General features: G+C 42.8%; 12 protein-coding genes and 1 pseudogene. 3 read left to right on the forward strand and 10 right to left on the reverse strand.

Going from position 1 to position 11,912, the window contains the following annotated elements; all coding sequences use genetic code 11:
* Window positions 1-343: 343 nt before the first annotated feature.
* On the reverse strand, window positions 344-598 hold the full coding sequence (locus NT010_08525; protein MCX5806095.1) for a GIY-YIG nuclease family protein: 255 nt from the start codon (window positions 596-598) through the stop codon (window positions 344-346).
* 398 nt (window positions 599-996) lie between these two features.
* Here NT010_08525 and NT010_08530 point away from each other — a divergent pair.
* Window positions 997-1,296, forward strand: a pseudogene (locus tag NT010_08530) (integrase core domain-containing protein).
* A 196-nt stretch (window positions 1,297-1,492) separates the two neighbouring features.
* On the opposite strand, the gene NT010_08535 reads toward NT010_08530, so the two are convergent.
* Window positions 1,493-1,987: a PilZ domain-containing protein gene (locus NT010_08535; protein MCX5806096.1), complete on the reverse strand. Its 495-nt coding sequence runs from the start codon at window positions 1,985-1,987 to the stop codon at window positions 1,493-1,495.
* 361 nt (window positions 1,988-2,348) lie between these two features.
* Entirely contained in the window at window positions 2,349-3,299 is a 951-nt protein-coding gene (locus NT010_08540; GenBank protein ID MCX5806097.1) for a LuxR C-terminal-related transcriptional regulator, read from the reverse strand.
* 869 nt (window positions 3,300-4,168) lie between these two features.
* Between NT010_08540 and NT010_08545 the strand changes: the two genes are divergently transcribed.
* Both NT010_08545 and NT010_08550 read left to right on the forward strand, forming a co-directional pair.
* Window positions 4,169-4,672, forward strand: a complete 504-nt coding sequence (locus NT010_08545; GenBank protein ID MCX5806098.1) for a DoxX family membrane protein — start codon at window positions 4,169-4,171, stop codon at window positions 4,670-4,672.
* Between the two features lie 14 nt (window positions 4,673-4,686).
* The gene (locus tag NT010_08550; protein MCX5806099.1) at window positions 4,687-5,202 is read left to right on the forward strand and encodes a rhodanese-like domain-containing protein; all 516 of its coding nucleotides are present in this window, start codon (window positions 4,687-4,689) and stop codon (window positions 5,200-5,202) included.
* A gap of 96 nt (window positions 5,203-5,298) precedes the next feature.
* On the opposite strand, the gene arsS is transcribed toward NT010_08550, so the two are convergent.
* From arsS to NT010_08585, 7 genes are all read right to left on the reverse strand, one after another.
* Window positions 5,299-6,264: an arsenosugar biosynthesis radical SAM protein ArsS gene (arsS, locus tag NT010_08555; GenBank protein ID MCX5806100.1), complete on the reverse strand. Its 966-nt coding sequence runs from the start codon at window positions 6,262-6,264 to the stop codon at window positions 5,299-5,301.
* A 2-nt stretch (window positions 6,265-6,266) separates the two neighbouring features.
* A complete protein-coding gene (locus NT010_08560) occupies window positions 6,267-6,599 on the reverse strand; it encodes an arsenosugar biosynthesis-associated peroxidase-like protein (GenBank protein ID MCX5806101.1) in 333 nt (110 codons plus the stop codon).
* A 69-nt stretch (window positions 6,600-6,668) separates the two neighbouring features.
* Window positions 6,669-7,307: a YdjY domain-containing protein gene (locus NT010_08565; GenBank protein ID MCX5806102.1), complete on the reverse strand. Its 639-nt coding sequence runs from the start codon at window positions 7,305-7,307 to the stop codon at window positions 6,669-6,671.
* Window positions 7,308-7,366: 59 nt separating this feature from the next.
* The gene (locus tag NT010_08570; GenBank protein MCX5806103.1) at window positions 7,367-9,211 is read right to left on the reverse strand and encodes a VTT domain-containing protein; all 1,845 of its coding nucleotides are present in this window, start codon (window positions 9,209-9,211) and stop codon (window positions 7,367-7,369) included.
* Between the two features lie 362 nt (window positions 9,212-9,573).
* Window positions 9,574-10,263 (reverse strand): TIGR04282 family arsenosugar biosynthesis glycosyltransferase, encoded by a 690-nt coding sequence (locus tag NT010_08575; GenBank protein ID MCX5806104.1) that lies wholly within the window; start codon window positions 10,261-10,263, stop codon window positions 9,574-9,576.
* On the reverse strand, window positions 10,253-11,047 hold the full coding sequence (locus tag NT010_08580; protein ID MCX5806105.1) for a DUF3047 domain-containing protein: 795 nt from the start codon (window positions 11,045-11,047) through the stop codon (window positions 10,253-10,255). Before NT010_08580 ends, NT010_08575 begins: the two co-directional genes overlap by 11 nt.
* Window positions 11,040-11,747 (reverse strand): TIGR04283 family arsenosugar biosynthesis glycosyltransferase, encoded by a 708-nt coding sequence (locus NT010_08585; GenBank protein MCX5806106.1) that lies wholly within the window; start codon window positions 11,745-11,747, stop codon window positions 11,040-11,042. Before NT010_08585 ends, NT010_08580 begins: the two co-directional genes overlap by 8 nt.
* Window positions 11,748-11,912: the final 165 nt, after the last annotated feature.

The following is an 11,912-nucleotide window of genomic DNA, read 5'->3' on the forward strand; positions in this document are numbered from 1 at the left end:
CCGGGATGTATGCGAAATCAGATATTCAGACATTTCTTGATGAACTGAGGGTTTTAGTCTCATTCATAGAAAAGCAGGTTGAAACAGCCCCGGAGATTGTATCGGTGAAACAAACAGATAAGAAGCCTGTTCCGCAGGTGTAACAGGGTGCTTTCGGCTAATATAGCTGCCCTTACCCTAAATGGTAAGAGTTAGCGGTTGATCTGATGAGAAGGGTAGAGAAAATCCTTAAGAGCAAGGATTAACTAAAAAATGCGGTTGTTAAGTTCTTATCTATGTTTTAATTATTACCATTTGCAACCTTGTAGTCTTTGCAGAAATCAATTTTATTTAGTATAGGAAGTTAGGTACAGTTATGAGTGACAATTTCAATTTTATTTTCCTTCGGCGCTTGCTTAACGATATATTCCAATCTCATTGCCTCAGATTTACTCATCATAGATGATGTTGCAATAAGGCTGAAAGGTAAATGTGCCCTTACGTGTTTGCTTCCCTTTCCAGACTTGTAAGCCTCAAGCCTCTTTTCAAGATTATTAGTTACACCACAGTATAGTGTGTTTTCGTTGCATTTCAGGAGATATACAAGCCAGTTATCCATTTATAATTTTGCTTCTTGTCTCCTCAAACCACTGTTCTATTGTTTTCTTGATCTGGATCTTGCCGACAACATCTCCATTATCATTATAGAAGACGGCATAAGATGTACCATCCTAATCTAAAATCTTCATCTGATTTTTTTCCTGGTCGGTATCAGGCAATTAGTATCTCACTTTTAATTGTTCTGAATGCTCCTTGTGCTTCAGGAAATTACCTATAAAGTTCTTAAGCATAACCGTAATAATACCTTCCCGGCTGCCCCTGATAATCCTTTTCGTATCGTTTACAAACCTATTTACCCCACGCAACATTATATCTGAATAAATTACTTCCTCATTCTTATCAACCACGAAAGTAACAAATGGAACATCTGAAGCTCATCCGTGGAACTCCGATGTCATCTGTGTAGACAACGGCAGCGAGTTTGTGTCAAGATCAATAGACAAGTGGGCATATGATAACGGGGTAAAATTGAGTTTCTCAATGCCGGGAAAGCCTGTAGATAATGCGTTTATAGAATCCTTTAACGGGAGCTTCAGGAATGAATGCCTCAATGTAAACTGGTTTTTATCTATCGAAGATGCAAGGGAGAAGATTGAAAACTGGCGGAAGGATTATAATGGGTTCAGACCTCACAGTTCCCTTGAGAATATGACACCCGATGAATTTGCAGAATGCAGCCTCCGGAGAGTGGCTTGAAGGCCGGAAGACTAACATTAAGGGCTGACCAGTTTTTGGGGAGCGGTTATCGAATACAAAACCTCTAAACTGGAGTTGTGCTAAAGAAGGGGTGCGGTCAGAATAGGTAAAATGTGTTGTTAAAATATCTTTTTTATTTAAATGCAATAATAATTACAAACTCTTTTAACTTAATATAGAAGACCCCGATGGTCTTTTAATTCAGATAATTATTCAGTTTCTGATAACTGCGAAAATCTGAATCTATAAAACATGCACTAATTTTAGTCTCTACCTCATCACCATTTATTGTACACGCATTACATTTGAAATTTACAGGTGTTTTTTCATTGGGCAATACAAAATGCAAATCAAAAGTCAGTGAAGAATCATCTTCAATTATTTCAAAATCATTCCCTTTGGGGATAGAAACTCTGATTCCTCCTGCAGAAATATCAACGATAATACCAGGCTGAAGGTTTTGCTTGTTTGTATCCGGTATGGAGATGTACGCAGGAATACTTACTTGCTTCCTGGGATTACGACGTCTTTCCTTTTTCCCCTCCAGTATCATATTTTGAGACTTTAAGTAATCATAAAGAATTGTTTCAATTGATGACGATAGAGACCTTCTCTGGCTTGCAGCATAATGCTCAATAGCAATGCGTAATTCTTCACTAGTCCTGAAACAAATGAGATAGTCTTTTTTCATTTATCACCCATTATTATATAGTATTTTTTAACTTTCATTAATTATCTCATTAATGTACAAATAAATAAATAAAAATCTTATTAATTTTAAACCAAAATCTCAAATTTTAAATATTTTTCTGAATATTTTCTCCATCTATTGTAATTAACATTGTTCTAAATTAACTTTTAATTTTTAATATGTATGTAGGATAAGTACGATATGTTGTGTAGGATATGTCATACAATGTTATTCTTTTAAACTTACATTGTTTGAAGATTCTTGTAGGATTCTCAAATTATGGATTAAAATGGACTGTGGACATCTTACAACATAAATCGGATATTGTTTTTGTAACTATTTGATATCATAATGCTAATTATTATTTCAGCCCCTGTAAGTAAGATTGTAGATTGGTCTTCTTGTTATTTAAGCCAATTTTTTTTCTTATCTTGTTTCTGTGGGCATCAATAGCACATGGCGACACACCCATAATCTCGGCTATCTCCTTGGTTGATTTCTTATCTCTTATAAGTGACACTACCTCTATCTCTTTAGGGGTGAAATTAAACTGACTTACCATGCTCAGGAATGGGGAGATAACATTTTTAAGGTTGGTCTCCATAATGTCCAGGTAAGCCTTTTGCTCAGCATCAAGTCGATGCTTTTGTATCTTTTCAGTATAAGGCAGCACAAGGGTTTTTACATTGGAAACAAATTTTTCCTCAAGAGCTTTTCTATCTGTCTCCATCTGCTTTAGCAATACTCTAAGAGCAATATTCAATTCTTCAAGATTCTTTGATTTAATGGCTAATTCCTGTTCCATTGCTTTAATTGCCTCATTTACAAGCTTACGTTCTGTTATATCCTGCCTTGTACCCTCGTAATATATAACATTCCCGTTTTTATCACGAACTGCGATGGCGTTTAAGATCCCCCATCTCAATACACCGTCCTTGCCACGAAACTGAACTTCAAAGTTACTAAGAAAACCTTCTTCCAGGAGCTTGCGCATCGCCTCATTACTATCCTCAGGCCTGGCATATAGTTGTGTACCAATATCACTAATGGAATCAACCATTTCTTCGTGCAATAAATAAGCTTCTAAAGAAGCTTTGGCAGGATTTGAATTTAGAGAACATCCTTCCGGTGATATCCGGTATATACTTATTTGGCATTTCTCAAATAGATTACTGTATTTCTCTTCTATTTTTTGCAGAGCTTCTTTCAAAAACTTATGCTCAGTCTCATATTTCTCAAGTTCGTCAACACGCTTTTCCAAGTCTGCTATATAATCCAGCAACTGTCCTATGGTTTTATTTGTATAATCCATTTTTCAGGCTCCTTGAAACGCTTTCAGAGAATTAAAAGTATACAATGTTCACAAATAAAATGCTTCTAAAAATATAATAACCCACCATTATCCGTTACCTACTTTTAATGGATAACATGATGGTCCTTCCGGTGGTCTATGCACAGAAGTGCCGGCAGCTTTTCCGTTTTTTTCTCTGTGCCCGGCTTATGTTAAAATTTAAGGGACACCATTACATTTTCCATGATATTTAAGGTCGGGGTTAGATGCAAGTTCTGGAAGATATAACCGAATGTCTCCCTCCTTATTTTTGTCAATTTACATTCGGAAAGGCTATTTCTGTTGCCGAAGATTGATCGGTCATCGAGGTAATACCCCCCCGGTCATGGGGATTATGAGAAAGTTGATCGGTACAGTTTTGACTGACCCTGATGACCCAATACCGGCAAGATTAAAAGTAATCAAATCCGTTGCACGTCAAACCGGATTGCCAAAGACCTCCAAAACCTAATAATGTTCATTGTCCTGCCTAAAATCAATTCATGATTCTTGACATTGTGCCGTTCTCTTTGTAGTATATATAGTTGTAACTCAAAAAGAAGGTTAAAAGAGAATGCGCGAAAAAATACAGATGTTTGCTCCATTAGACTGAGAAAAGCACAGGGAGCCCGTGCGGCTTCCCCTTGTGACTGTGTTCGCAGTTTCTCCGTCTTAATCCTTACATATTGCCTCTCAGGAGTCCGGCGCTGAAATCAGCGGCCGGATTTTTTTATTTTGAGAGGTTTTCTTGTTAAATTACACACAAATGTGGTTGTATCCAAGCCTTGGTTTGAAGGTCATTATAGGTTTACTTATATCCTGTAACAATATATGGAGATAATAAAAAACCAATGAAAAAACGGACAATGTCTCAAATCAGGGGTTTTATTTTAAAAATTCTGTTATCAGGCAGGCTTTATCTGCTTGTGCGAATCGCCTTGGCTGTTCTTTTTATTTATGCAGGAACATTAAAACTGATGAGCCCTAAAGCATTCGCCCGGGTCATTTCTCAGTATGATCTTTTGCCTGAACCTCTTTTACCTGTTGTTGCCATCGGACTTCCTATTATCGAAGTGCTTGCCGGCATCGCCCTTATTTTTGACCTCCGTTCGGGCCTTCACGGCGTTTCCGGCCTGATTTTACTCTTTGTTTTTGTCCTTGGATACGGAGTCTATAATGAAATGGATGTTGACTGTGGCTGCTTCGGACCTGAAGAACTTGCAAATCAAAGAAGTCTGGTGCGGGCATTATATCGTGATCTCGCGCTCCTGGGTGGCGCCGCCTTTCTTTACTTGTCTCGACTGTCCCGTGGGCGTCGTTTTCTAAATGAATCTACACAAAATATAACCAAATAAAAGGAGGAGTTGAAATGTTGTTTAAAAAAAGAATGGTTGTTTTATCAATTGCAATGCTGGCATTTTGTTTTATATTGTCAGGGGATGCTCTTGCTGCCTGGGGTGGAAAAGAGCTTGAGACGGAAAAGATTGCCGTTACATTCGAGAAGGAAGTTGCACGGGGAGGCTACAAGGTCGTATCGACTGAAGAACTGAAGGGTTGGATCGACCAGAAAAAAGAAATGCTCATCGTTGATACCATGCCTTTTGAAGCCAGCTACAAGAAAGAGCATATTCCCGGAGCTGTCAATTTTGTTCTGCCTATCCCTGAGATGACTCAGATGGACGACAAGACCAAAGCTGACTTCGAGAAAATGCTCGGGCCGAACAAAGACCGGCTGATAGTTTTCTACTGCGGTTTTACCAAATGCACCCGCAGTCACAACGGCGCAATGTGGGCAGTTAAGCTGGGATACAAGAACATTTATCGTCAGCCCGGTGGAATTAAAGCTTGGTCTGAAGCCGATTATCCTGTAGAAAAAGTGAAATAATTTACAATGATTTTCCCGTTTACGGTCAGGCCCCTGCAAGGGGCCGGCAAACGGGAAACCCCGGTTTGCCGGAGATCATGGCGGAAGAGGCAAACGTCATATTGTCTGTCCCTGACAGGAACTGCCCGAACCGGCTGTGCAGCCGTAACAGTGATCCCCGACTATGATTTGACGGGCAGCAAGTTGTCCCATCTCAAAAGCGGAGATGTGATGCGGCGCACCATGATCTATCGTTAGGCCCAGCATCTGGTTAAAATCACAGTCATAAAGCATTCCATCCCAACCGACTGAGACGGTTGTCTTACACATCAATCCATTAAGGCTTGCCGGGTTGAAGGCTTTGATCAAGGTCTTCATATAACCCGCATAGTTGCCTGTCTTGAGAAGATAGTCCAGATATCGGCCTATGGGCATGTTTGTAATGCAGAATAAATGATTGAAATTTACCCCGTATTTTTCTCTGAAAGTTTCCCTATAAAGTAATTCCAGGCTGGCCTGGGAACCGGGAAGATAGGGGCCTGCAGGATTATGGACAAGGTCAAGGACAAGATCACTTCTATCCTGCCCGTAGCCCCTCGTGTTGAGTCTACGTATGACCTCAATCAATCTGGCGAATACGCCTCCCCCTCTCTGCCGATCAGTTATACGTGGGTCGACATGTGGTAAAGAAAGAACAATTTCAATATGATTGTCAGCATAGAAATTAAATAATCCTTCATGCTCCTTATCGAGAAGAATCGTACCGTTGCTTCTCACAAGGACACGCCGATTCAGGGCAACACATTCCTGCAGAAACCATCTGAAACGAGGATGCAATTCAGGGCTGCCTCCGGTTATATCGATGGCAGGTATGGGATGGTTCTTAAATACCTTGAGACACTGTTCCATGACCTCCCCGGTCATAATCTCAGGTCTTTGAGGCCCTGCTTCAACGTGACAGTGCCTGCATTGCAGATTGCACCGATAGCCTACATTTATCTGAAGAATTTCAACGCTTACCGCATTGACCGGTTCCTGAACCTTTTGCTCAAATGACGGCACGGTCCTTGAGACATCCACCATTACTACATCTCCTTCTTTTTAATGATCTTCCTCATCTGGGTCGAATGGGCAAGAACAATCCCCGCTACCATGGCAGCCCCCACATGAACGGCCTCCATCATCTCTTCACGAGATATGCCCAGCGACAGGCATTGGTTGGTGTATGCGTCAATACAATAGGGGCACTTCTGTGTCGCAGCTACAGCAAGCGCAATGAGTGATTTTTCCCTTTCACTCAGCTTGCCGGCTTTCATCGCATCATCGTAATAGTCAAAATACTTCTGTCCCAACACCGGTGCATATTCCCCTATATTCTCGAAATCCTCAAGATCCTTCTTTTCATAATATTCTTCCATAAGCACTCCTCTCTGATTTTTATGTTTTTTGCCCTTGCATCTGGTCAGTCATATAACAATGACCTCTCTTCACTTTTTTGCATTGAATATAATAACAACGAGTGTGCCATCAGGCGGCAAGAGTTCCTTATTCGCTGTAAAGATCACTTCATTCCGTAGGTCAATTGCTCCATAAGTATAGGCAGAGTTGCTTGTAATACCAACAGGACAACTGTCGAGACACACAAGACACCCGGTCTTCTTTTTGAGCGCATTTACAAGGTTACCGCCAAAGCGAATAGCAAGAGGTTTTCCATTACTATCTTTGATCATCTCATCCAGGCGATAGATCCTTTTTGCACCCTCCCATGTCACAAACACGTCAAGAAGATCTCCCTCCACGAAGGTTTTTTCCTTGTTACTCATAGTCATATTATTGCCCGGCTTCAAGCCGATGTTCACAAGGCTTTCATGGAACGCCTTCGGGTCAGCTAGCCCGGCAAAAATAGCTTTATGGTCCAGCTTGCCCCCCTTGAATACTACACCGTGATGTGTTCGCTCGGGATGTTGATTGTTGACTTCTGCAAGGATGGAGACGCTCTTTTCTTTTGTATTAATGTTGAGCGGGTTATAAATTGTCAATATTGTTGCCTGTGAAAAAACTGAAGACGACACTAATAATGCACACAAAACAAATATCAGGGTCAATAAAAGCAGCTCCTTCTTCATATCTGATTTTCCTCCATAATGGATAATTCCGGTCTTCATAGGCGCACATTAAAAACAGCTCATACCGGATGATCGTCCTCCCCCCGTTTAGCCTTGTACCACCGATAAAAAAGTGGGAATAATGAAACGAGTACAACAAGGACAAGACCGATAACGAAGGTCAGAGAAATTCTCCCTCGGATCAGATCGAGAAGAGAACTCGAAAAAACTATGAAGGCAATGCACGCGGGAAGCATGCAGAAAAAGGTGGTAACCGCATATTGCCGGAACCCTATTTTTGTAAGGCCGAAAGCGTAGTTGAGAAGATTGAACGGGAAAAGGGGGATAAGGCGAGTAAAAGCAACCACCTTCCATCCATGCTTCTCAACCCCTTGGTCAAGCCTTCTCCAGCGAGGACTTTTAAGCTTCCCCTCGACCCATTCACTTGCAAGGTACCGGGAAACAAGAAATGCCACACAGGCGCCTGCAGTGGAACCTGTTATTGTATAAACTACTCCCCACAAGGGCCCAAAGAGAATGCCGCCGACAATAGTAATGGGAAGACCAGGAAGAAAGAAGGCAGGGGCAATGGTATAAACGAGCATGTAGACAATCGGCGCCAGCGAGCCATAGCTCCCGATCCAGGTCCTGAGTGCTTGCTGTTCCAAGTATCGTGAAACGCCCGAAGTCTTAACCACTACAATGACAGCCGCCAGAAAAAACAGGAAGACAAGGAGCTTGGCCATTCCGCCTTTCTTCTGCTCTTCTGCCCCGGTGAATGTCCGTTCACGAGTGATTGTTGCAGGGACATGTTTCTTAAACCATTTTTTCATCCTAATCCGTTTCCAATAAGTAAGGGGAGGCTTCGTAACTTTTGCCTTGCCTGCATCGCTTTCCCAAAGGGTATCGAGGATATGTGCAGTCGGGCCAAGGCTGGAAAGCTTATTTGCACATCCTGCACAGTAAGTCACGATTTTTTTGCCACCGGTTTCCTCCTGACGGAGTCTCCCCCACTTTCCTGCCAGATTATGATCAAGGGCGCTTACAGCTCCGCCCTCGCCACAGCAAAGTGTCCGGCAGCCGGCATGAGACATTTCTTCTACTATATATCCTTGTTTCTCGATGAGTTTTCTCACCGATTCGTGGATGGCAACCTCAAACCTGACCGCGCATGGATCATGGACAGTCACCTTGCCCTTCTCACCGTCGTTTACATCAATACTGCTCTCAGCAAGCACTTCGTAGATCGTTTTCGTTGAAAGACCTTTTCCGTAACGTGCAAATATCTTATGACAATTGGGACAGGCTACAATAACATTCTTGACCCCATGTTCCACAAGGTAATCCCTCATCTCCCCGAACATAGATGTGAAGTGCTCTTCTCTGCCCAGATCGTGGGAAGGTTTTAAGCAGCAGTCGAGTACAATGCCGAGGGAAGATATCTTCTCTTTTAGCTTCTGGTACGAAAGGATTACCTTTTCAGACCTGGTACCCGATAGTGTACAGCCAGGAAAAAAGACTGTATCGCAGCCCTCCGGGAGTCCATAGTAGGAGTAGGTACGGGATGTGCCTCGCCGTTCGTAGCCCTTCAACACGTTGTGTTCCGGCAAGTCTCCTTTGCCACGCTTAACAGCCTCCTTTCGCATTTGAAGAAAGAGTTCGGCAGGGTCAACACCTGTGGGGCATACGGCGGTGCAGAGCCCGCAGAGGCTGCATTCGAAGGGCATACCCTGGTCCTCTTTTCGCGCTGGGTCGTAATGATCCGCGATATCTTTCGGCTTCCCGTATTTTTTCAGGAACGCACACTCTTTCTGGCAGAGATCACACCTGATGCAGGCACCTGAAACCGTATCCAGTTTAAAACGCATTGACTGGCTTGATTCGGCCTGACTGTCCGGGGATATTTCTCTCTTCCTATCTGTCATCTTTACACCTGCCATGTAACCTGACAGATACCACTCAGGATAGATAGGAGTACATCATGGGTTTGAAGATTTAGACCTAAATCCTGCCATATTTTTGTGTAATTTGACATTAAACCTCCTATGCGATAAATCACCCTGTCAGGGTATTAGCCCAAGGGGTAATAAAAAATCCGGCCGCTGGTTTCCGCGCCGGATTCCATGGAGGCAACTCAAGGGTTAAGGCGGAGAAATTGCGGTGACAATCACAAATGAAAGCCGCACGGGCTCCCAATATGTCTCTCAGTCTAATGGGATAAAAATATCTGCTATTCTGTGCATAGTCTTTCCACCTTTTTGAAAAAATAATTTTAACTGAATAAGTTCTACAATGTCAAGCGCTTGTATAATTCGTTGCACTGCATATACTTCATAGTTGCCGATTTGGCAAAAAGCGTATTTTGGCTATTCAAAAAAAGCGCTTTGAGATCGGCAAAAGTATCGATATCCCTCCATTTAGGGAGGATATGGACCCGAAGGTTTGCTTTTACCAGGACATCCAGGGTCTGCACAAATACTCCCGGGGTGCTCCAGGGGATTTCATCGAAGGCCCGGGGCAGAAATGTCTCTGTCCTGAACCCGATCAGGTAGTATCCTCCATCGTATGAAGGGCCCACGACCGCATCATGATCCTTCAACGATGTCAGCGCCTCATCAATGATAAGTGCTGGGAGGTCAGGACTGTCGCTACCGATAAGAAGGGCCGGGCTGTGACCTTGAGAGAAAATCGTCTTAAAGGCATTTTTCATCCTTTCCCCAAGATCGTTCCCTGTCTGGGGAAACAGCGTGTGTTCATTTCCCAGCCATTGAATGATTTTTTGCTTTGACTCCGGAGGATAAAAGAATATGATGAGAGGGTATCCGCCTTGCGCGAGCATCCCCATTGTATCACTCACAAAAAATTTATAAAGGTCAGGAACAACGACCTCCTGAAGGGTTGCAGCAAGTCTGGACTTAACCATCCCCCGCTCGGGCGACTTGACGAACATGACGACATAATAGTTATCATCCCACATCTTTGAAAACCTCGATGAAGCCCAAGTAAGAAACTGATGCTTGCCCGGTATTGTCGGAATCGTTCATAATCGCGATACTTGCAGATGCAGGAGGATCTGCTCCGAAAGCTGCCCTGTAATCCTGAAGGATGTTGACCTCTTCCTGCTGCCATATCCCCACCCTCCCCTTTCCCTTTTCAAGAGCAATTAATCTGGCCTTGTCCGTGTAAGGACTTGTCATGATCTGTTTCTGCTCGTCACTATTGGCCCAGACATAAATCAATGTGCTGTGAGGTGGATATTCACCATACAGCTTCTTTGCGATTCCGTATTTGACCTTGTCCAGGGCATGGGCTGTCTCGGGATCATACTTAAAAATAATATACACACGGATGGGGTAGTCATCTCCGGATTTCGTTTCCGGGACAGCGTTCTGATAGACGTTATTTACCTTCCACCTCCACCTCGCCTGCGGGTAGTCGTATATGTTAAAGTCCTCTTTATATACAAGTGCCGATGCGGATGCATTGCTCTCAGCCTTGAGGAAGCTTTTGCCTCCGTTCGTTTCAACAGTGTACGCGGTGTGTCTTGATATCTTCGGAAAATAAATGGGACGCCAGTTCTCAAGGTTATTAAAGTCTTCCCGGAAGAGAATCCTTGCGCCCTGTGAATACGATAGAGGTACAGCAAGAAAAATGAAGAATGCTGCAATGAAGAAAGCGAGCAAAGTTTGGCGAGATAAAACGTGTTGTCTGAATGTGCTCATCAACTCATTATATTCTTGATCCGCAAGGTTTTCAACCATTGTGCCGGTAAAATTTTGAAAGCCTGTGAGGTGAAATGCCAAGCATGTAAAATATTTGAAGAAGCCAGTTACGGAAAGTGCAATGGACAATACCTTCCTGCTCCCATCTGCGGGACGATGTATAAACCCTTTGGTTGATTATGGATATTTTATCTCCTCTTTTCTTGATTCTCTTCATGATTTCAACATCTTCCATGATGGGTATGTCTTTATATCCGCCGATTTTATCGAAATAATCTTTTTGCATAAAGATCGCTTGGTCTCCAAAGGGAATTTTTGTTAAACGGGAACGCAGTGATGCCACAGATTCGATGATTCGGAAAATAAACTTTCCGGACTTGATGCCCAGGTCGAAGGCGCCTGCCACATAACGCTTGTTTTGCATAACAGTTGCAATGAGCCTTAATGCGTCTAAAGGCAATTCAGTATCAGCATGGAGAAAAAGGAGGATATCCCCCTTTGCATTTTTTGCGCCTTCGTTCATCTGTATTCCACGGCCCTTGGATGACTTTAGTTTCCTGACATCAGTATGGTCATGTGAGATTGCCCCCAATGTCAGCCCTTCCGGATCACCATCGACCACAATGATTTCTGTTTCTTCAACCCCTTCAAGGCCATGGAGATGATCGATGATATCGTTTATAAGAGGGGCCTCATTTAAAACAGGCATGATAATGGAATAGGGAGTATTCTTTGGCAAATAGTGCATTACAATCAATATTAGTTAAACCTTCCTCAACTTCTTTAAGCTTACCGATGCAAAAAACGGTATGGCAGGGTTGCCTGAATAGAAATAGCAAAAGGAAGGAAGATGTCAAGTTTTTGTTGCTTCCTTTCGATGTATGATATCGCAAACGGTATTCAG

Source organism: Pseudomonadota bacterium (genome assembly GCA_026388275.1).
Lineage (GTDB): Bacteria > Desulfobacterota > Syntrophorhabdia > Syntrophorhabdales > Syntrophorhabdaceae > JAPLKB01.

Bases quoted from the DNA above. Each gene is read 5' to 3' on its own strand.
- NT010_08550 (MCX5806099.1), top strand. From the start codon at position 4,687: ATGTTGTTTAAAAAAAGAATGGTTGTTTTATCAATTGCAATGCTGGCA.
- NT010_08580 (MCX5806105.1), bottom strand. From the start codon at position 11,047: ATGGTTGAAAACCTTGCGGATCAAGAATATAATGAGTTGATGAGCACA.
- NT010_08540 (MCX5806097.1), bottom strand. From the start codon at position 3,299: ATGGATTATACAAATAAAACCATAGGACAGTTGCTGGATTATATAGCA.
- NT010_08545 (MCX5806098.1), top strand. From the start codon at position 4,169: ATGAAAAAACGGACAATGTCTCAAATCAGGGGTTTTATTTTAAAAATT.
- NT010_08525 (MCX5806095.1), bottom strand. From the start codon at position 598: ATGGATAACTGGCTTGTATATCTCCTGAAATGCAACGAAAACACACTA.
- NT010_08575 (MCX5806104.1), bottom strand. From the start codon at position 10,263: ATGTGGGATGATAACTATTATGTCGTCATGTTCGTCAAGTCGCCCGAG.
- NT010_08560 (MCX5806101.1), bottom strand. From the start codon at position 6,599: ATGGAAGAATATTATGAAAAGAAGGATCTTGAGGATTTCGAGAATATA.
- NT010_08565 (MCX5806102.1), bottom strand. From the start codon at position 7,307: ATGAAGAAGGAGCTGCTTTTATTGACCCTGATATTTGTTTTGTGTGCA.
- arsS (MCX5806100.1), bottom strand. From the start codon at position 6,264: ATGGTGGATGTCTCAAGGACCGTGCCGTCATTTGAGCAAAAGGTTCAG.
- NT010_08535 (MCX5806096.1), bottom strand. From the start codon at position 1,987: ATGAAAAAAGACTATCTCATTTGTTTCAGGACTAGTGAAGAATTACGC.
- NT010_08570 (MCX5806103.1), bottom strand. From the start codon at position 9,211: ATGACAGATAGGAAGAGAGAAATATCCCCGGACAGTCAGGCCGAATCA.